Origin of the sequence: Aneurinibacillus aneurinilyticus ATCC 12856 (assembly GCF_000466385.1) — a bacterium.
Classification (GTDB): domain Bacteria; phylum Bacillota; class Bacilli; order Aneurinibacillales; family Aneurinibacillaceae; genus Aneurinibacillus; species Aneurinibacillus aneurinilyticus.
This window is the reverse complement of record NZ_KE952672.1, coordinates 14,853-35,006: the sequence shown is the minus strand read 5'-3', so window position 1 is coordinate 35,006 and position 20,154 is coordinate 14,853. Positions and strand designations below refer to the sequence as shown.

The following is a 20,154-nucleotide window of genomic DNA, read 5'->3' as shown; positions in this document are numbered from 1 at the left end:
TGTATTCCATACTTTTTCCTAATTTTTTTCACAATTTCTTTTTTATTTATTTTTTTCTGTCGAAAGAAAGAGAAGACGCTCATACATAGTAAAAAAGCGCTCCAAAGTGTATTGATATTTCTCCAGTGTTTGCGACCAGGCTTCCAAATACTCGGTTCCAGCGCTTGTAATAGCGTACATACGCTTCGGCGGGCCACCACTCGATACTTCCCAATGAGATTGCACAAGCCTTTCACTTTCCAGTTGACGCAGAATCCGGTAAACATAACCCGGATCGATAGAAGAAAAGCCGAACTCTACTAGTTCTTGAATAATTCGATATCCATAATTGCTCATCCTTCGGAGCAAAAGCAGCACACAGGGGATAAGCAAATTTTTCGGTGCGCTGTAAGCATGGGTTTTATCTTTTTCGTTCCCCATATATACTCCTCCTTCCTTTCATATCCTAATATCTTGATGACACATAAATATTTTGCAACAGCAAGGCTGGATGTATATCTCACATACTAATGAGGAGGTAGGATATCTCTTCCAACCTCCTCTCTCTTCTTCTCTAATATTAAAAGGTATGTGGATATAATTTACTATACGAATGTCCCTTTCTAAAAATGCCTATCAATTAGTTTCTAATTTTTTCACAATTTCTATTTGTATATTTTTTCTATCCCACGTAATATAAGAAGGAGGGATTAAAACACAGGAGGGATTCGCATGGCATCCAATCAAACGTTTGACCCGGTACAAATGTGGAAAAGCTGGTACGATCTGGTCGAGAAAACATGGGGGAAGTCAATGGATGATTTTGTGAAAACATCTGAATACTCGGCTATGGTCGGCGAATATCAGAAGTGGTTTTTTTATTCCCAGGAGCAATATAAGAAATGGATGGATCAATTCCTTAACGAGAATAATATGCCGAGCAAGGAAGAGATTGCCCGTGTGGCACAGCTGGTCATTCAACTGGAAGAAAAAGTGGAAAAGCTGGATGAACGATTAGATGATGAGGTTATGGCAAGATTGGACGAGATTAAAACAACACTAGAGAAATCGGCGAAAAGCTCTGCTAAAAAAGCGAACGCATAAAGCAAAACTCCTGTGCGAGGGAGTTTTCCCGGCTCGTCATACACATCGGCACCTTGCTGCCCGTTAAACCGAGATAAAACCAAAACAGGCGGGGGACTTCACCCCCGCCTGTTTTGGTTTTAAAAATTTTCCTTCCGATAGGCCCAGTGATTGGTCGGTCCATGTCCATGACCGATACCAAGTGGATTACTAATGGCTGCCGTGATGAAGCGCTTGGCCTGCTCTACTGCTGTACGTATCGGTTTACCAGTTGCAAGTCCCGATGTAATCGCTGCCGCAAATGTACATCCTGTACCATGTGTATGCTGCGTATGAAACCGGGTTGAAGATAACTCAATAAACTCGCGGCCATCATATAACAAATCGGTTACTATCTCCCCTTCGCTATGCCCGCCTTTTACTACAACATTTTGCGCACCCCAGTCATGAAGAATGCGTGCAGCTTCCTCCATCTGCTCCCTGGTCTTGATTTCCTTCATTCCAGTTAGTACTTCTGCTTCCGGCAGGTTCGGCGTAATGACAGTTGCTAGTGGGAGCAGAAGCTCCTTTACTGCCTCTACAGCTTCCTGTAGCAGAAGCGGAGCTCCTCCTTTGGCGATCATAATCGGATCAAGCACATAATTGGGCACGCTATGCTCTTTTAGCTTGTGTGCCACCGTTTCGATAATGTTACTGTCAAATAGCATTCCACTCTTTACTGCATCGCACCCGATGTCCGTTAGTACGGCATCCATTTGCTGGGCAATAAATTCTGACGGAATCGCATATACCCCATGTACACCTTGTGTATTTTGTGCAGTAAGTGCGGTAAGAACGGACATTCCATATACACCAAGTTCCTGAAATGTTTTTAAGTCAGCTTGAATCCCCGCGCCTCCACCACTATCAGAACCAGCTATTGTTAACGCTCTGCTTACTTTCATCAATAAGCACCCCTAGTGGCTACATTTTCTTTTCATCGTACTGTTCAAACATATTTACGTCAAGAAACAAATAGCAATCTAAATTTTCTAAATAATATGTTTTTTAGTATACTCCTATGGTATGATAAAAAACGACAACGCTTTCAAAAATAACGAACCTTAAGACTCACTTCACCACAATGAACGAGAATAGATTCATAGAGAGAAGGATGTGAATACGATGTACTCTTTTCCTTTAGGCAAATACATCAAACACATCACCACGAATTGGTATAAGGAAAAACCTGCGCTTGACCCGAATTTAATTAAAGAAATACAGCACATGACTGAAGCGATACGAAAGCAATCTTATCCAGACCGTCATCTGCGTAACATGCGATTTGTTGTATTCGATACGGAGACAACCGGATTCCATCCATATGCAGGGGATGAAATAATCTCCATCGGGGCGATTATAATTGAAAATGGACAAATACAAGAAAGTAATTTTTTTCATGAATACATTCGACCTACTACTGCCATCCCGCCTGTCGTCACAAAAATTACCGGCATCGCAGATGGCGATGTACAAAATGCGCCTCCCCCTCTTCCGATACTGCACAAATTTCTACACTTCGTCGGCGAGAACTATCTTGTAGCTCACTGCGCCGACTTCGATATGAACTTTATGAATAGCAAACTCAAAAAGCTATGCAAGACCAAGCTGTATAACCCGGTCATCGACACGATGACACTGGCCTATCATCTGCTTCCTACGAATCAATCATATGGACTCGATATACTGCTTGAGCAGCATAAAATCAAGGTAGAAGGACGCCATACTGCACTTGGTGACGCAGTAATGACAGCGGAGCTGTATCTAAAATTCATCGAAGAACTAGAAAGACGAGGTATCCATACGCTCCATTCTTTGGAGAATTACATTAAATCCATGCACCTGCTGCGCCAACGTACAGAGTCAGGATATGCTCCGTTATAGCACAACAATATGACAAAAAAGGCGAGAAGCTTACACTCTCGCCTTTTTGCTCGAACTCTTAACAGACAGGTCCACATCTCGAAGCACTAAGGAAACAAGGAAGTTTCACCCTATCTTTTAATCTTCCATCGTCGATAAGTCGCCTGTTGGCAGTCCGAGTTCCCATGCTTTTAGCACACGGCGCATAATCTTACCGGAACGCGTCTTTGGCAGCTTATCGCGGAATTCGATTTGACGGGGGGCTGCATGTGCGGCCAACCGTTCTTTTACAAATTTTCGAATATCCTCTTTCAATTCATCGTTCGCCTCATATCCCGTACGAAGCGTGATAAACGCCTTAATAATCTCACCACGTACCGGATCGGGAACGCCGATAACACCTGCTTCAGCTACCGATGGATGCTCCACAAGCTTGCTTTCGACTTCAAATGGACCGACACGCTCACCAGATGTATTAATTACATCATCTACCCGGCCCTCAAACCAGAAATATCCATCTTCATCCATATAGGCTGAGTCACCGGACATATACCATCCTGTCATAAAATATTCTTCATACTTGGACGGATTATTCCAAATCTGACGCATCATTGCCGGCCATGGCGGCATAATCGCCAAATTCCCCATCGTATTCGGCGGCAGCTCATTGCCTTCATCATCCACAATCGCCAACTTAATACCTGGAAGCGGCTTTCCCATTGAACCTGGGCGAATCGGCATCGAACGGTAGTTGGCACAGATCGTCGATCCAGTCTCCGTCATCCACCAGTTGTCATGAATCCGGTGACCGATTACGTCCAATCCCCAGCGGATAACTTCCGGATTCAACGGCTCCCCTGCCGAAAGAACATGACGCAAATTGGATAAATCGAATCGCTTCGGCAACTCGTCTCCCTCCCCCATCAGCATGCGAAACGCTGTAGGAGCACTAAACCATACACTCACTTTGTATTTCTCAAGTGTAGCGTACCAGTCTGCCGGCTTAAAGCGTCCTCCACGCAACACAACGGTCACACCGTTGAGCCATGGAGCCCACATGCCTGCGGATGTTCCGGTTACCCAGCCAGGATCGGCTGTACACCAATAAATGTCGCCTTCACGCAGGTCGTATACCCATTTGCCGGACACGTATTGATGAATCATTGCATCATGAACTTGATAAACACCCTTCGGCTTACCTGTGGAGCCTGATGTGTAATGCAGAAGCATGCCTGATTCTCGTTCTACCCACTCAATTGTGTACTTATCAGATCCTTCCATTATTTCTTGATATAGTAATTGATTGTCAGCCGCCTTCTTATCAGCACCAACCAAAATCACATGTTTTAATTCTGGAAGTGCATTAACAGGCACGCGAGGCAAAAGAGAAGGTGTAGTAACAACTGCTACCGAGCCACTGTCAAGCAAACGGTCACGCACAGCGTCCTCCATAAAGGCTTCAAACAGAGGTCCTGCAATCGCACCGATGCGTACAATCCCTAGCAATGCTATAAAAAGCTCCGGGCTACGCGGCATAAAAATAAAGACGCGATCCCCTCGCTTGATTCCTTTCGCCTTCAAGCCATTGGCGAACTGGCAAGATAGCTTCTGAAGCTGTGCATACGTATAGTGTTCATCCCGCTCTCCATCGGTGTAGAACAATGCCGCCTTGTCGCCATTTCCGTTCTTCACGTGTCGGTCAATCGCCTCATAGACGATGTTGACTTTTCCCGTTTCGTACCATGAAAAATTCTTTTCTACTTCTTTCCAATCCATGGTATGGGACGCTTCCGTATAATTTTTTAAATTTGCGGTGTCGTCAAGCATCATAATGTCCTGCGGCCTTTCTTTTGTAGTCATGGTTCCAACTCCCATCCTAAGGTTATTTCGGCTCTTATACAGAGCTTTTTACTGTAGGACAACTTTTTTGTTATACAACAACTGTACTATAGCTATTCGACAAAATAAAGCGTTTACCTTCAAAAAATTGTGATTTCTTTATAATTAGCTGTCTTATTCTATTGGTATGCTTTCCCTGTTAAAATTCACCGTTCATATAATCTATCCTCCCGCTAAAACCTATGTACAACCGTGTAATCGCAATAAGGAGGAATAACAATGGGACGCTTCGCCCGATACAGCGTGGGAGGCCTAGCGATTCTGGCGGCTGCGTATTTCTTGCTGGCCCAGCCCGAGCGCAGTGCGGCACCACCCAAGCCTGCATCTCCACCTGTTGTGCAACAGGCAGAGAAAAAAAGCAAGTTTTACCGCATCAACTACATCAGTGAAGTACAGGAGTCGCGGACACAACTGCATAACAATGAAAATGTTATTACTATCCATCATAGCAGCAATCAGACCAGCCATTACATGAAACGCGAAGTAACAGTAAAGTTCAAGCGCTCCCCATCTCCAGCTGTTCTAAAGCAGACACTTGCGTCAATTAATGGATGGCAAAAAGCGCATCACGGCAATATATTTATTTTCAAATCACGAACCATGTCAACGGATCAGCTTATCGCATATTTTAGCAAACGGCCGGACGTCCAATTCGCGGAGCCGAACTATCTTCTGCTTCCAAATGTCACACCAAACGATACACTCTATCCTCGATATCAATGGAACATGTCTGCTATCGACATGGAAAATGCATGGGATATTACTAAGGGGAGTGAAAATGTCGTTATTGCTATCGTCGACACCGGGGTTGATCTTAATCATCCGGAATTCCAGGGAAAGTTAGTGAAAGGCTATAACGTACTGAATGGCTCCGACCGTCCACAGGATGACAACGGGCATGGCACTCATGTCGCCGGTATTATTGCAGCCAAAACGAACAATCAGCAGGGTGTTGCCGGTATCACGTGGAACAACAAAATTATGCCAATCAAAGGTATTGGCAGCGACGGGAGCGGTTCCTCGTTCGATATTGCCAAAGGCATTATCTGGGCTGCGGACCACGGCGCCAGCGTAATCAACATGAGCGTCGGCAACTATCATCCATCAAACGTACTCCACGATGCAATTAAATATGCATTTAGTAAAAATGTTGTCATGGTGGCAGCCAGCGGAAATGATCACACATCCCAGCCTAGCTTTCCTGCTGCATACCCGGAAGTTCTCAGCGTAGCAGCTGTGGATTGGCAAGGAAAACAGGCTGAATTCTCCAATTTCGGCTCTCATATCGATATATCCGCACCCGGTGTGGATATTCCAAGTACCTATACACAAAACCATTATGCTTCATTATCAGGTACGTCAATGGCCTGTCCACATGTTACAGGATTAGCCGGACTAATCCGTTCGCTAAATCCATCCTTAAAAAACACCGAGGTAATGAAAATTATGCGTCAGGCAACTCGTGATGTTGGTGAGCCTGGCTGGGATCAGAATTACGGTTATGGCATTATGGATGCACCTCGTGCACTTGATTTGGCCGGGGTACAGATGCAAAATACAAACCGGAAACCACAGCCTGTGCCGAAGCAAAAGGGCGGATTTTTCGAACGACTGAAAGATTTATTTATGTAAGTACAAGGCATCACACAATACAAAAATCCCCTGCTGACGATTACAGCGGGGGATTGTATTGAAATAATTCGTTTCAGCGCGCAGCGCTCATACGTTTCATCGTTACATAATCTGTCTCATAGTATTGAAGCTCATCACGCAAATACTCAAAAACTTTTGATAATCCTAAAGTAAGCACTTTCAAACTAGGAGTTACTTCTTTATGGAAGATAATTGCATCGCGTCCGGTGTATGAATTGCGTCCATCTTCTTCATATACTTCTCCCTTTGGATAGAAGAACATATTCACACAAGTGTGATACACCGTATAGAGTGCCTCTTCCGCGAATTCTTTGTTGAAGCGAGCGCGTCGTAAGCAGATGCCCAGTTTCTCATACGCGTTTTCACAATTGACAAGGAGATGGCGAAAATCAGATAAGTAGTCCCGGTAATACGGCTCATACTGCTCAGGATCCGAAGAGGTTTGCACGAGTGCATTCAGTGTCGTAGTGTTCAAGAATTTTTCAAGTTCCATACACACTTTCTTCAGCCTGTTGTAAGACTCCTCACAGATTTCTTTCAACTGAGTCTCTGGCATTAAGATACCCTCCAACCTTTAAAATTTCTCTTCCCTATTACAGCAATTGTAACAAATTTGTCACAACGAACCTAGCATTATTTCATTCATATAACAAAGTTGAAAAATTCATAATTATGCACCTTTTTATTTCTTTCGTTTGTTATTCTTACGACTAGGACATACTACATAAATGATACATATTGTTTCATAAATAAAGGAGCACTTACATATGTCTCTTATCCGCTTTACATATCTTACACAAGAATTGCGTGAAATACTCCGTGTGTCCAGCTTGCTGCGCGCAAAAGGACAAACTTCCTCCCTATATTTTTCCTTTGTTCCGCTATCTGCATACCGACAGCATAATCAAGCAACACGCATTGGTTTGTTTGAATGGCGACGCATTCACCAGGGGCGTACCATTCAACTACGTAGCATAAGCGTATGTGAACAAAAGCGCATTATATATTTCTACGATCAGGAAGAGAATATTTTTTTCTCCTTGGAAGATGCTCCTCTTTTTTTACGCCGAAAAGAACCCATCCTCATCGAAAACGAAGAAAAACTCGGTTTTCTTGAAATCATTACAAAAAAATACCGTCTATTATTAAGCTTCACACTCTCTCAATGGCCTTCCATTATATATCCGAACAAATAATACAATAAACTTTCAATTTTGAATTTATTCATTATACTTTATTTATAAATAAAATATGGTATGATGAATGAGGTGTTTGACAGACACGACAAAAAATTCAGTCAATTTATTGTGTATGTATAAGGAGGCTGTATGAAGCAAGTTTTATCATTCAAAGAACTAATAGCTGTTGGGCTGATGACGTTCGCTCTCTTTCTCGGTGCAGGGAACATCATTTTTCCACCAACACTTGGACACGATGCAGGACCTGCAATGTGGACAGCCATTCTCGGATTTCTGATTACCGGCGTAGGTCTCCCTTTACTCGGCGTTGCAGCCGTAGCAAGCGCGGGTGGAAATGTCCGCCTGATGGGCAATCGGGTAAACCCTGTATTTTCTGTTATTTTTTCGGTGTTAACATACCTAGCAATCGGTCCTTTACTTGCTATCCCGCGGACAGGGGCTGTTGCATTCGAAATTGGACTGGCTCCATTTCTGTCCCAGGATACCAAAACATCGGCCGTCACTTTGTTCTTATATAGTATCGTATTCTTTGCACTCGCTTTCTGGCTTTGCCTGAATCCCGGAAAGCTAGTCGATCGCTTTGGTAAAGTTATTACACCAATTATGATCGTACTGCTGGCAACGCTTCTTATACGCGGAGCGATGTATCCTCTAGGTGGAGAATATGCACCACCTACACTGGATAATCCATTCTCCAAAGGATTTCTGGAGGGGTACAATACAATGGACACGCTAGCTGCGCTCGTATTCGGCATTGTCATTGCAAATACCGTACGCGAACGTGGTATAACCGAGAGAGGTGCACAAGCCAGGATCATTATCCAATCAGGTATTATTGCAGTCGCATGCTTAGGACTCCTGTATATCGGCCTGACTTATTTAGGTGCTACCAGCGGACATATGGTTGGTCCGTACGAGAACGGTGGAGAACTTATTACACTTATGGCCAGGCAATTACTTGGCTCAATCGGACTTATACTGCTATCGCTCGCTGTTACATTCGCTTGTTTGACTACATGTGTAGGTTTGGTAACAAGCAGCGCCGAATTTTTCTCAAACTTGACAAACAATCGACTATCATATCGTCTGGTACTGTCTGTGCTGATTTTGTTCAGTTTGATTATTACAAACTTCGGCCTTTCCACTATTCTTAAGATTTCGGTACCACTGCTGGTCATGCTGTATCCGGTTGCGATTGTACTCATTATATTGACGTTAACCAACAATGTATTCGGTGGACGCAAAGCAGTATATACCGGAGGCGTAATTGGCGCTGCCTGCATCTCCATTATTGATGGTCTGGCTGCAGCCGGCTTTGCATTCCCAGCAATTACAGAAACCTTGCAACAGCTACCTCTTATGGGTATGCTTATGACGCAGGGACTTGGCTGGATTATTCCGGCACTTATAGGGATTATCATTGGTGGAATTCTCTCTTCCATTAACCCTTCTTCTCGCAAAACCGTAACAGAATAAATAGGATGTGTACAGTAAAAAAGGACGGGCCTCCCGTCCTTTTTATATTATATGAGAAAAACACGTATTGTTCTTTTATTTTTCTTTACTTATAATAAGGCAAAAGATTCAGAAAGGAGGGCTGGCAACACACTACTCGTCGTACAATGGCTAACGGTTATTGGAAAATGAATTTTACATGAAGGGAGAATGACCTGGGTGAGCTTCGCCAATTGGGATGAAATCATTGAGACATGTGTAAGCTATTCAACAAGTCTGCACTCGTTTGCGTCCCTGTCGCATACCCCAAAACACCAAGTATCACAAGCGATAGAAGCATCAGGGGACATTAAAGAATTCAGGCGCTTGGATGGTCCTGACCCGAAAGATTCGTGGACGAATAAACCTTATGACGATATGCCGGCCTATGAATACGTATACAATTCCCAAAAAATTTGAGAAAACAGGGCACTCGTAAATAGACACCAAGGGTGTTGGTTCTTCTGAAGGCGGAAGAGTCAACACCCTTGAAAACCTTTATCCCACGCTTAACCGACAATCAGGGGGAAAAGGAGAAAAAACTCACTGATTTAAGCTTCGCTTTATTAAAAATCTGGATTTTGTATGGAACCATCCTCATTTAATCCCGCTTTCTTCAATTCTTCCGGAAGCATCATATCACCTTCAGCCTTAAAGGCAAACTGGCGTGTCGTTTCCACTCCATTTGCCTTCACATTTACATATGCAATCCAATCGCCACCCATAGGTAATACAGCCTGTCCTTTATATATACCAGGAGATTCCATTTTGCCGCGAAATCCATTCTCGCCATGATCCATCTCCGCCATCTCAAGATGAACGATTACATTTGCATCGCGTACTGGCTGTCCATCTTTTTCTATCGTAACGCTATACTCCAGCTTTTGGCCTGCTTCCACTCTTTCTGGCGCCTTAAAAGCCACGTTCATGCCTGATGTATCTTTTCCGTCATTCTGTCCTTCCTGTCCTTTGCCTGAACTACAGGCAGCAAGCATAAATATGGCAAGCAAAAGCACGACGGACAACGTTAGTTTTTTTTTCATGTTCCCCACCCTTTTTTCATTATGTTGTCAACACAAGAAAAGCCTCCGCCAAAAACCGCTCGGAGACTTTTCTTACCTTTTACACAGGCTAGAATACAGGACGAACACCACTGCGTACTTCACAATCCGCTGTGCTGGCATCACGGATGCCAACTTCGATACTATCAAGCTTCAAACGTTGTGCCACTTCTTTTAAGATTTCACGGGAGCGGTCTACGTACCGTTTCTCGATTTCTTTACTGAAGTCAAGTCCTTCAAGGTACTTGGCACCCGTAATCATGAGATCAGTCACTTGTACCGTACAATTGCTGCGTTCGATTTCACCGGATGTAGCCCGAGTAAAAATACGGAGGAACACAAAATCTTCCAGTTTTGATGTTAACAGCGGATAATCGTATGCAGCCCAATCGTATTCAAACATCTCACCACGGTTGAAACCGATATCATGCAGCACCGTGTCTACCAGATCGAAAGAGAATTCCTGTCCTATAAGATTCGTTTCGATAATTTTCATCCGATATTCACCCACCCTATTATTTTGCCCTGTATTCCTTCCATATTATCCGGGTCCAACGGGCAGTAAGACCCTCAATTCAAGTGTACTACATGGGGAATAATTGCCCCTAAAACCCCAATAAGTGCAACGAACCACTAGCAGGGGTGACGAACCTCCGCTAGTGGAAGTTTTACTTTATTATAGTAAAAAAAACATAGGGTGGCGAGAGATAAGTTTGCTTATATTTTACATTTATTTGTCCATTACCACACTTAGCATAGCCTCGACCTCTTGCTTGCGGACAATTAGACTTTCCACATCAATTTTCATGTCAAGTGCAGCAATAAGTCCAGCAAAATGCTCATCCACTTCTGTCATCGCCCTTTGACGAGCCACCTCGACCTCTTGTTCAAATGCGGGAACATAGTACTCGTGCAGCACTTGCCCGCTTCTGTCTAAATAAGCCTGTACCGGAACCTGATACTTCTGTTCAAGTGATTCCTTCATCTTTTCCTGTCCACCCTGCTCAAAGAATTGCTTCGGATTTTTAAACAAGCTAAGCGAGCTTTTAAGGTCATTGGTTGTTCCCTCAGGGAAAACAGCAGCAAAGTCCGGTGTATCGTATGTCGGCTGCTCCCAGGCCCTTAATTCGAAGTGTTCGACATGCACGCGTCCCGTCAGCTTCTCTATCAGCTTCACTCCCGCACCTGCCATGAACTTCTCGATACGGAGCGCAGTGGCCCTCATCTCCTGCGCAAGATCGAATGCTAGGAAACGTGAGAGCTCATCTAAAGAAAGCTGCAATGCTTTTTGCATATTACGACCATCACTCTGAATAGAAGCCGGATTAAATGAATAGCGAAATGCTTCACTGAAACGAAGCATCACTCGCTGCTTAACATAATAAACAAGTTCTTGAATCTCTTTTTCCACCGCCTGAATATCGGCCGCTGCATCCAGCTCTTGTACCGTCTGCAACGCACTTTCCCGACGCTCTTTTGCTTCGCGCAGCTTTTGCTCTCGCAGGCTCACATCCTGGCGTGCCGCAGCGATGAAGTCATCTATCGTCTTCAGAACCCGTCGCACTTCCGCAAACGCTTCATTAAGTGCAATTTGTGTTAATTCTTCCAATGTAAAAGAAATAAACTCTTCCTCAAAACGCTGTAATCCCGAGAAACGTAACGCCTCTTCCACCGAAGGAAGTGCTTCGCCCTCGACTATGCCAAGCCGCTTGCGGAGAACACCCGTCGCTGATTCACTTAGCTTGCCCCGCTCGCCCATTCTTGCCAGAAGCGCAGTTTGGCTTGATACAGGATAAATACGCGGACGCACAATGCCACAGGTAGCAAGATTCTGCACAACATGTTCTACGACGCCATCCAGCTCTTCCTGTGAATGAGCAAGGTCTGCGGCATTGACCAAGAAGAACATCTTATCCATAGCGAACGTGTCTTTTACACGTCCCAACTGGATAAGAAACTCCCGATCCGCATGTGAAAACGCATGATTATAATAAGTAACAAACAATACGGCATCTGCATTCTTGATGTATTCAAAGGCCACGCCTGTATGACGGGCATTAATGGAATCAGCTCCTGGTGTATCTACCAGAATAATTCCCTGACGGGTGAGCGGACAATCATAATACAACTCGATCCACTCCACGAAGCATGCTTTATGCTCCTGAGCAACGAATTCCTGGAATTCCTGCAGTCCGATGATGATATCCTGACCGAGCTGGTATTCAATCTCTCCATACCCCCGCTGCACGGCACGCAGGAAGCTATAATGCGGCTTCGCTGTCGGATGTATGTCGCCCGCATCAAGCGTCGATGTTTTCTCAATCGCCTGTTCGATCGTATCCGCATGAACATCGAATACTTCCAACGAATGAAGAACATCGTTCGTAACATCCTGATGCGTTTTCAAACGCACACGAACACTGGCATGTGGATTGTGCTCATCAGGTGGGAGAATTTTATTGATTGCGGCAGTGGTCGGATTCGGTGATACCGGCAGAATTAAATCACCCATCAGCGCATTAGCAAACGATGATTTTCCCGCACTAAACGCACCGAATAGAGCAACAGTAAAGCGATTTTTCTCCAATCGTTCGGCACGCTGCTCCATGGCACGCGCGATACCCGCGAGTCCTGGAATATCATGAACACGCTGTGAAGTTTGCCTTAACACATCTGCCGTTTCAAGCATATGCGATTTATAATCTTTTTTAATCGATGAAGAATACGTTGTAGCTTCATCTGCCGGTTTTTCTTCCCGCACGTTCGTTAAACTAACCGGATTCCGAGCTTTCGTGCCGTCAGGGGAGGTTGTCGGTGCAACCACCTGTTCAGCTACTTGCTGCTCGTATGCTGGAAGTGGTTCAGCCTGATCTTCCTCCGGAACACCTTGTATGACCATATCAGAAAGGCGCTCCTCAGCCAGCGCTTCCTGATTGTCCAATGCCAGAAGTCCGTCTTCCGCCTCCTTCAAGACGCGTACGGCATCCAACTCCTGCCGAATATTTACCGCCTTCGTCTCGGCCTGTTCACGCATCTTCCGCGAGGCGTTCTCAATCATCTCCAGAGCAGCACGGCGATACAAACTCTTCACGCTATTTGCGATGTCTTTGGAATAATTCAGAATCGCTTCCCCGCCTGTCAGTGCGCCCGCCTTCACTTCATTTTCCAGCACTTCTTCGGAAAAAGGTACAGCAAACTCCATAACTTTCTTTTCATACTCGCTATCATCGTAACCATACTTCTCCGGAAGCGTACGTAAAAGACTTTTAATATGCCATTCAAGATGGGCAGATGCATTCTCGGACAACTCGATATACAGATCTTTTAATCGCTTCGCTTTCTCTTCCTTTGTTTTGCCACCTGCAAACAAAAAGCCGACCTTGAAACCGGGCTGACGGCTCTCTAAAAATAGTCGGGCCAATTCGCGCGTCGAAAAAGGAATAAGTGGTGCATTATCCAAAATGTTCTGTAGTTCTTGCTTTCCTTCTTCTTCAAGCTTATCAGCCGGTTCAAACAAAGAAGCGAGGCGGTGCTCAAGCATCGCATATTTCTCTTGCACATTCTCCTCTTCTGCCTTCTGCTCCAGCAAACGCTCAAGCGGCTCACGCTGTATCGCATGTGCATCATGCAGAAATCTGCGATGCTCACCGATCAAATACATAGCAGCCCGCATGATGCTCGGAATGATCAACGTTTCCTTCTCTTTGAACAATTGTCCCAGCTTTGCCAACAACTTAGACCATTCGTTCTCCGGATGGTTTGCATCTTTTAAAGATGTAAAGTAAATACCGTCCGGTTCGATATCCCAATGTCGGAAAGCATCAATTACGCTTGCACGATATTGCTCAAAACTCAGCTCGAAGTCCACATGTTTATCAACCTGATTAATGACCAGATATACCGGCACTCCCCGGTCTTTCAACGTCTTGGTAAATTGGAAATTCACTTCAGACTGGACATGGTTATAGTCCATTACATACAATACAGCGTCGGATAGATGCAGGGACGACTCGGTTGATACTTTGTGTGCATCATCAGTAGAATCAATACCCGGTGTATCCATAATGCTTACTGTTTCTCCAAGCAGATTGGATGGATGATATAATTCAATTGTTTCTACTTCATCTCCGTTTACTGCATATTTCTTAAGCTCGCTTACATCATAATTCGCCGGAAAATCGACAGGCGCACTATGTTTCAAAAAAATACGGGCTGATTTTTTTCCTGTTTTAATGCTCACAACATTGGCACTTGTCGGAATCGGGCTTGACGGCAATACTTGAGCACCCATTAACGCATTAATCATGCTTGACTTTCCTGCAGAGAAATGACCGCAAAAAGCAACAGTAAATTCTTTCTTGTATAATTTTTCGAGCAACTGCTCCGCTTTTTTGGCGTTTTTCTCATCTCCTGCGGCAGCAAAGCCTTCCTTTAGCTTCTTAACCCTATAATACAGCACTTCGGCGGGTACCTGGCCCCGCTCCTCCTGAGCCTGTGATAGGCGTTCTATTGTTTCAATCATTCCACTCACCGCTGTTTCTCTTATTTGTCTACACATATTTTGTGTACATTTTATGTCATTAATCTACCATCCCCGTATTGTTCGTGCAACTGTTGTAATATTTATTTTTCAGTACACAGGTGGGCTTCCATCGTTTTAACAATTGTTTTCAGCACTGCCACACGAGCATGCCACTTATAATTGCCCCCGATAACATGCCATGAAGCATGAGGTTTATCGGTTTTCTCCAGCATTTCATCAACCGCCTGCTCATAATCATCCCACTTCTCACGGTTGCGCCAATCCTCTTCTGTCAATTTCCAATTTTTAAACGGATTGTTTTTTCGTTCCTCGAACCGTTCAAGTTGTTCCTGTTTAGATATATGTAACCAAAACTTTACAATGACTGCTCCGTCATCAGCGAGCACTTTTTCGAACTCATTAATCTCGCGGTAGGCACGCTTCCATTCCTCTTCAGTTGCCAACTTTTCCACTCGCTCCACCAGCACACGTCCATACCAGGAGCGATCAAAAATGCCGATTTGGCCTTTAGCAGGGAGCTTGTTCCAGAAACGCCACAAATAATGGTACTTCGCTTCGATTACATTCGGAGCACTAATAGCATGAACCTGGAATCCACGTGGGTCAATTTTCTCCGTAAGGCGGCGAATAGCCCCCCCCTTACCACCTGCATCCCAGCCTTCAAACACAAGAATAAGCGGAATACCTTTCTGATAAAACTGTTGCTGCAAGCGCAAAAGCTCCAGTTGATATTTTTTCAGCTCTTCTTTGTACTCTTTTTTTGTGTCAAATTTATGATTTACGTTCACTTGATTTAGTTTACCCATTCCTCTACTCTCTCTCCTTTTTCTTTTCCTTGATTTACAATTGTACGATACCGGAGGAAAATCCTGCTTGACAACTCCTCAGCTTATAAGAAAAGCTCCTATCGGCATACGCAAATAAGAGCTTGGACATCTCATTTATACTTAAAATTCACTGCTGCCCGTCTGATCTGCTTCCCATTCCAACGAAGCACGCTGCAATGGAAAATGGAGATAATCAAGTGCAAACAATACAAATGGCATTGTTCTGTTATGTTCTTTATGCAGCTTGCTCAGTACTTCTTCGTCCAATTTCTCATCGAGGAACTGGACAATTGTTCTGTACGCTTCTTCCTCGTGATCACGGAACCAGCGAAGCGTCGTTGGGCCGGACTGAGCCAGACCATACTTATCAGCATACTCCCGAACATGCTGCGGTACATACGCATATGCATATTCATGAGCTGCTTCACTAAGCTCCTTTTTTTCCTGCTCGGCCGGCAGCCCTTTGGTTAGATAGCTATAATTTCCGCAATGGTAACACTTTACCTCATAGCGATGATTTCCAGTCACCTGTTTTCCGCAATAAGGGCATGTAATCTGTTTCATCTAGTTCTCCTTTCTTCATCCCTGCTGCTTCTCTCTTTTTATCAGAACTTTAATAGTAAGTGCAACAAGATATGCCAGCAGCGAAAACCCAGCCCCAATCCATAAAATCATTTGCTTGTTTGTCGAATAATACGATACAAAAGCGAACATCGGCATTAGCACAACAGGCGCTGGCCATGCCCGCTTAGTAGCGAAATAAGTGACAAGTGATACAGCAAACGTTACAAGTCCCCCAAAATATAATACCAGTTGTATGACCATCTGGCTCCTCCCTCACCGCTTCAAATCCTATAATTTACCATGTTTAAGATGATGAATATTTTGTGACAATATACTTACAAGGATAACTATCCTTGATAATACAAACTCTCGTAAGGAGATGAACAAACCATGGCTCAAAACCAACGCAACTCCAACACTAACAATCTGGTAGTGCCCGGTGCACAACAAGCGCTTGACCAAATGAAGTATGAAATCGCTTCCGAATTTGGCGTACAGCTGGGACCGGATACGACTTCCCGCCAAAATGGTTCGGTTGGTGGCGAAATTACCAAGCGTTTGGTGCAAATGGCTGAGCAACAGCTTGGCGGCCGCTTCTAAATCTCCCCTCTTACGTACACACATACATCAATATTCCTGGATGAAAAACAAGCCAGATCGTTTAGCGGTCTGGCTTCCGTCTGGCCTTTCCCTACATCCATGTCTCGCCCCAATGCTGAATGGACTCAATAACCCGCTCCAGGGCCCGCCCTTTATCCGTAAGTTCATATTCAATACGCACTGGCGTCTCTGGATATACTTTACGGTTTAAGATACCAGCTTCTTCGAATTCTTTAATTCGCTCCGTCAGCATTCTATCGCTCATTTCCGGAATTTGCGCTTTAATATCTTTGAAGCGTCTTGGGCCGCCTAGCAGCACACGAATAATTAATCCTGACCATTTCTTGCCCAAAAGCTCAATAGCAGACTCGTACTTAGGACACATTCTGCTGTAATCCACGACACACACCTCCATTTCTATTCTATCACGAATAAGTAACGATACAAATAAAAGGATTAATTTTTCTTCATGCTCACATAAGTTTCCCATATTTTATTTTTGAATATACAGTAGTATTGCAAAATTTGCAGCCATATTTATACTTGAAAATTACATTTTTAACATTGTAATTATAATATTAATAGTTTATCATTAACTATACTTCAAATTCATAATTATATAAAAATTTACAGAGGAGTGATTGCGATGAGCATTATGAACATGATTGGTGAAGGTTTACTCTATATCGTCGCTCTCCCGATTTTCGCGTTTCAATCTGTCGAAGCGCTGCAAGCACTAGTTGAAATCAGTGGTGAAATTTCGAATTTAGGTAAATTTTAAAGAAAACGAGGCGCTATGGCCTCGTTTTTTATTTTTATTATTTTAAACGTTCCTCTAGCCGGAGAGCATGCGCTATTCTCCCTTCATTTACGACAGTGACCATAAATGATCATTCGTTTACCTTCTTTGGAATACGCACGGAAATCATAATCACCATACACGCTTTCGACTTCCATACCAGCACGGGAGAGCATTGCTTTCATCTCTTCAAGACTGTACAGCCGCACCCTTTCCCAGAACTGGCGCGTCTGGTCGTTTTCTGTAATGTTAATTTCTTTCACAACAAAGCCATTTTCAATTTTACGGCGCTCAACAATGTGCTTATTCTCAACTTCACGACTCGACTCCGGTACAAGGTGCTCTTCAATGTACAACGGATTCAAATAATCAATCACAAAATGACCATCTGGACGGAGCGCCTGCGCCATTCTGTGCAGGACCTTTTCGTTTTCCGCATCGTCCGGGAAATAACCAAAACTGGTAAACAGATTAAATACTATATCGAATTCACTGTCAAACGGGATTTCACGCATATCATATCTGTAGTATGTGATGTTTTTATCTTTTGTTTTTTGATGCGCTTGCTCTAACAAATACTCAGACAAATCAAAGCCGACCACTTCGTAGCCATGTCGCGCTAATGCGCGTGTGTGTCTACCGTCGCCGCAACAGAAATCAAGCACCCGCCCCGTCTTTGGCAACGGCAGCTTTTGGAGGAGCCCATCAATTTCTTTTCGTGCTGACTCTTCATCCCGATGCTGGTAAAGTGTGGAATAATCCTCCTGAAATGACTTTACGAACCATGAAACATCCATTATTTTTTCCCTCCGTTCCATATAATTTAAGTATAACCCCGTCTGGCTGCGAGTGTATATTTTCTAATGTGTTTTCAAAAAAATAATGCCTATACGCCTAAAAGACTAGGTCTCATCTGAGATCCTAGCCCCTTTATAATCAATAATACATCATTATGAAGATACAAAAATGGCTGGACAGGAAGGGATCGAACCTTCGTATAACGGAGTCAAAGTCCGGTGCCTTACCGCTTGGCTACTGTCCAACGTTATCATTAGTATGGCTTTTTCTGCATAGTTTATACAAACATATCATAAAAAATAAGCGAGGCTGCTTGGTATATGAATAATATGTTTCTTATTTATGCGCACCGCGGCTCCTCTATTCGCTTCCCTGAGAATACGCTGCCCGCTTTTACCCGTGCAATAAAGGACGGAGCAAACGGTATTGAACTTGATGTACAGTTAACCCGCGATGAACAGATTGTCGTATTTCATGATTGGACTTTACAACGTATTACTGGACGACGGGGAAAAATCAGCGATTACACGCTTAAGCAACTGCGGACGATGGACTTTGGCATCTGGAAACATACGACATTTGCGGGGGTCCGCATACCGACATTGGAGCAGGTATTTAAACAGTTCACCGGCAAAAATATCATGATAAACATTGAGCTTAAAAATTTTTTCGCCATGCGAAACGGGCTAGAGAAGAAGGTGGTTGAGTTAATCCGTCTTCATAACATGGAAAAACAGGTCACAATCTCGACCTTCAATCCGTTCAGCCTGGAGCTTTTGCACAAGAACGGATGCGCATCTGACATTGCGTTTCTTTATTTCGGCCGGCTTAAAGAGCCATGGAAATATGCTAAAGAATACGCATGTACATACATTCATCCGCCCATCCAGGAGATTACCGAGGAATTACTGTTATCCTGCGGTGAACAGGGTTTAAAAGTTGTTCCTTACCAGGTCAATACGCTCGCCGAGATTAAGAAGATGATCGACTTAGGAACAGATGGAATTATCACTCCCCGGCCTGCACTCGCCTACCGATTGCTCCATGGCACTCCGGAACGCAAACAAAAGCGGAAGCGTCCATGATATTTATTGAACAAACAGGTGCATCCTCTTCCCGTGCATAACAAACTATAATAAACTAAGACATGTCGCATAACAAACAAAGCAGGTGAAAAACATGAAAAAAGCCTTTTTGGCGCTCGCCATCGTTCTTGCTCTTATAGGCTACACGCTCTATACGAATGGAATCTTAATCAAAAAAGAAGAAAAAGCAGAAGTCGGCTCCTATGCCCCGGATTTTGCTCTAATCGGGATGGATGGAAATGAACACCGTCTCTCTGAAGTTAAAAAACCCGTGCTCATTAATTTCTGGGCGTCCTGGTGTGGTCCTTGCCGGGCAGAAACACCGGATCTTAACCGCTTGTATAATAAATATGGCGAAAAATTCGAAATACTGGCCGTGAATGTGACAGTAAATGATAAAGAAGAGAACGCAAAAAAATTTGTTCACTTCTTCGATATAAAATTCCCTATTCTGTTCGATCGAACGGGAGAGGTGACAGAAATGTATCAGGTTTTAGGTTTTCCTACCAACATTTTTGTCGATAAGAGCGGAAAGATTGTGTTTATTGCAAATGGCTTGCTTTCCCCGGAACAATTGGAGCGTAAAGTGCAGAGTTTAATTGACTCCTGATTCTTTATGTTAAGAAAAACTAGCAAATTTGTCACTTGTTTGCCCCTTACCTTCGTAG

The 20,154-nt window shown here is 43.9% G+C and carries 22 protein-coding genes and 1 tRNA gene; 10 read left to right on the top strand and 13 right to left on the bottom strand.

Annotation, left to right across the window (positions count from 1 at the left end; genetic code table 11):
- Positions 1-42: 42 nt before the first annotated feature.
- Positions 43-420, bottom strand: a complete 378-nt coding sequence (locus HMPREF0083_RS01845; RefSeq protein WP_021619245.1) for a helix-turn-helix transcriptional regulator — start codon at positions 418-420, stop codon at positions 43-45.
- A gap of 291 nt (positions 421-711) precedes the next feature.
- Between HMPREF0083_RS01845 and HMPREF0083_RS01840 the strand changes: the two genes are divergently transcribed.
- On the top strand, positions 712-1,083 hold the full coding sequence (locus HMPREF0083_RS01840) for a DUF4349 domain-containing protein (RefSeq protein WP_021619244.1): 372 nt from the start codon (positions 712-714) through the stop codon (positions 1,081-1,083).
- 119 nt (positions 1,084-1,202) lie between these two features.
- Here the strand turns inward: HMPREF0083_RS01840 and thiD are convergent, their stop codons facing one another.
- Positions 1,203-2,006, bottom strand: coding sequence for a bifunctional hydroxymethylpyrimidine kinase/phosphomethylpyrimidine kinase (gene thiD / locus HMPREF0083_RS01835; RefSeq protein ID WP_021619243.1), 804 nt, complete (start codon positions 2,004-2,006; stop codon positions 1,203-1,205).
- Between the two features lie 220 nt (positions 2,007-2,226).
- Between thiD and HMPREF0083_RS01830 the strand changes: the two genes are divergently transcribed.
- A complete protein-coding gene (locus tag HMPREF0083_RS01830) occupies positions 2,227-2,985 on the top strand; it encodes a 3'-5' exonuclease (RefSeq protein WP_021619241.1) in 759 nt (252 codons plus the stop codon).
- A 117-nt stretch (positions 2,986-3,102) separates the two neighbouring features.
- Here the strand turns inward: HMPREF0083_RS01830 and acsA are convergent, their stop codons facing one another.
- Complete coding sequence (acsA, locus tag HMPREF0083_RS01825; RefSeq protein WP_051354502.1) at positions 3,103-4,824, bottom strand: acetate--CoA ligase; 1,722 nt, start codon at positions 4,822-4,824, stop codon at positions 3,103-3,105.
- Positions 4,825-5,082: 258 nt separating this feature from the next.
- Between acsA and HMPREF0083_RS01820 the strand changes: the two genes are divergently transcribed.
- Positions 5,083-6,495: a S8 family peptidase gene (locus HMPREF0083_RS01820; protein WP_021619239.1), complete on the top strand. Its 1,413-nt coding sequence runs from the start codon at positions 5,083-5,085 to the stop codon at positions 6,493-6,495.
- 73 nt (positions 6,496-6,568) lie between these two features.
- On the opposite strand, the gene HMPREF0083_RS01815 is transcribed toward HMPREF0083_RS01820, so the two are convergent.
- A complete protein-coding gene (locus tag HMPREF0083_RS01815; protein WP_021619238.1) occupies positions 6,569-7,072 on the bottom strand; it encodes a DUF3907 family protein in 504 nt (167 codons plus the stop codon).
- Between the two features lie 211 nt (positions 7,073-7,283).
- Between HMPREF0083_RS01815 and HMPREF0083_RS01810 the strand changes: the two genes are divergently transcribed.
- From HMPREF0083_RS01810 to HMPREF0083_RS01800, 3 genes are all read left to right on the top strand, one after another.
- On the top strand, positions 7,284-7,712 hold the full coding sequence (locus tag HMPREF0083_RS01810; RefSeq protein ID WP_021619237.1) for a hypothetical protein: 429 nt from the start codon (positions 7,284-7,286) through the stop codon (positions 7,710-7,712).
- A gap of 132 nt (positions 7,713-7,844) precedes the next feature.
- Positions 7,845-9,191 (top strand): branched-chain amino acid transport system II carrier protein, encoded by a 1,347-nt coding sequence (gene brnQ, locus HMPREF0083_RS01805; RefSeq protein ID WP_021619236.1) that lies wholly within the window; start codon positions 7,845-7,847, stop codon positions 9,189-9,191.
- Positions 9,192-9,389: 198 nt separating this feature from the next.
- A complete protein-coding gene (locus tag HMPREF0083_RS01800) occupies positions 9,390-9,629 on the top strand; it encodes a hypothetical protein (protein WP_040301149.1) in 240 nt (79 codons plus the stop codon).
- Between the two features lie 146 nt (positions 9,630-9,775).
- Here HMPREF0083_RS01800 and HMPREF0083_RS01795 read toward each other — a convergent pair whose 3' ends face one another.
- The 6 genes from HMPREF0083_RS01795 to HMPREF0083_RS01770 all read right to left on the bottom strand — a co-directional run bounded on the left by HMPREF0083_RS01795 (position 9,776) and on the right by HMPREF0083_RS01770 (position 16,465).
- Positions 9,776-10,252, bottom strand: a complete 477-nt coding sequence (locus tag HMPREF0083_RS01795) for a FixH family protein (protein ID WP_021619233.1) — start codon at positions 10,250-10,252, stop codon at positions 9,776-9,778.
- Between the two features lie 88 nt (positions 10,253-10,340).
- Complete coding sequence (locus HMPREF0083_RS01790; protein ID WP_021619232.1) at positions 10,341-10,766, bottom strand: YugN family protein; 426 nt, start codon at positions 10,764-10,766, stop codon at positions 10,341-10,343.
- Positions 10,767-11,000: 234 nt separating this feature from the next.
- Complete coding sequence (locus tag HMPREF0083_RS01785) at positions 11,001-14,792, bottom strand: dynamin family protein (RefSeq protein WP_245191300.1); 3,792 nt, start codon at positions 14,790-14,792, stop codon at positions 11,001-11,003.
- Positions 14,793-14,893: 101 nt separating this feature from the next.
- A complete protein-coding gene (locus tag HMPREF0083_RS01780; protein WP_021619230.1) occupies positions 14,894-15,619 on the bottom strand; it encodes a polyphosphate kinase 2 family protein in 726 nt (241 codons plus the stop codon).
- Between the two features lie 141 nt (positions 15,620-15,760).
- Complete coding sequence (locus HMPREF0083_RS01775) at positions 15,761-16,204, bottom strand: hypothetical protein (RefSeq protein ID WP_021619229.1); 444 nt, start codon at positions 16,202-16,204, stop codon at positions 15,761-15,763.
- Positions 16,205-16,219: 15 nt separating this feature from the next.
- Complete coding sequence (locus HMPREF0083_RS01770; protein WP_021619228.1) at positions 16,220-16,465, bottom strand: hypothetical protein; 246 nt, start codon at positions 16,463-16,465, stop codon at positions 16,220-16,222.
- A 129-nt stretch (positions 16,466-16,594) separates the two neighbouring features.
- Here HMPREF0083_RS01770 and HMPREF0083_RS01765 point away from each other — a divergent pair, with 129 nt between their 5' ends.
- A complete protein-coding gene (locus tag HMPREF0083_RS01765; RefSeq protein ID WP_021619227.1) occupies positions 16,595-16,804 on the top strand; it encodes an alpha/beta-type small acid-soluble spore protein in 210 nt (69 codons plus the stop codon).
- Positions 16,805-16,895: 91 nt separating this feature from the next.
- Here HMPREF0083_RS01765 and HMPREF0083_RS01760 read toward each other — a convergent pair whose 3' ends face one another.
- Positions 16,896-17,204, bottom strand: coding sequence for a winged helix-turn-helix transcriptional regulator (locus HMPREF0083_RS01760; RefSeq protein ID WP_040301148.1), 309 nt, complete (start codon positions 17,202-17,204; stop codon positions 16,896-16,898).
- A gap of 246 nt (positions 17,205-17,450) precedes the next feature.
- Between HMPREF0083_RS01760 and HMPREF0083_RS29645 the strand changes: the two genes are divergently transcribed.
- Positions 17,451-17,585, top strand: coding sequence for a hypothetical protein (locus tag HMPREF0083_RS29645; protein ID WP_021619225.1), 135 nt, complete (start codon positions 17,451-17,453; stop codon positions 17,583-17,585).
- 83 nt (positions 17,586-17,668) lie between these two features.
- Here HMPREF0083_RS29645 and HMPREF0083_RS01755 read toward each other — a convergent pair whose 3' ends face one another.
- Both HMPREF0083_RS01755 and HMPREF0083_RS01750 read right to left on the bottom strand, forming a co-directional pair.
- Positions 17,669-18,400, bottom strand: a complete 732-nt coding sequence (locus HMPREF0083_RS01755) for a class I SAM-dependent methyltransferase (protein WP_040301147.1) — start codon at positions 18,398-18,400, stop codon at positions 17,669-17,671.
- A 170-nt stretch (positions 18,401-18,570) separates the two neighbouring features.
- A tRNA-Gln gene (locus tag HMPREF0083_RS01750) sits at positions 18,571-18,645 on the bottom strand.
- A 76-nt stretch (positions 18,646-18,721) separates the two neighbouring features.
- On the opposite strand from HMPREF0083_RS01750, the gene HMPREF0083_RS01745 reads away from it, so the two are divergent.
- Together HMPREF0083_RS01745 and HMPREF0083_RS01740 are read left to right on the top strand one after the other, a co-directional pair.
- Positions 18,722-19,486, top strand: a complete 765-nt coding sequence (locus HMPREF0083_RS01745; protein ID WP_021619223.1) for a glycerophosphodiester phosphodiesterase — start codon at positions 18,722-18,724, stop codon at positions 19,484-19,486.
- A 94-nt stretch (positions 19,487-19,580) separates the two neighbouring features.
- A complete protein-coding gene (locus tag HMPREF0083_RS01740; RefSeq protein WP_021619222.1) occupies positions 19,581-20,096 on the top strand; it encodes a TlpA family protein disulfide reductase in 516 nt (171 codons plus the stop codon).
- Positions 20,097-20,154 lie beyond the last annotated feature (58 nt).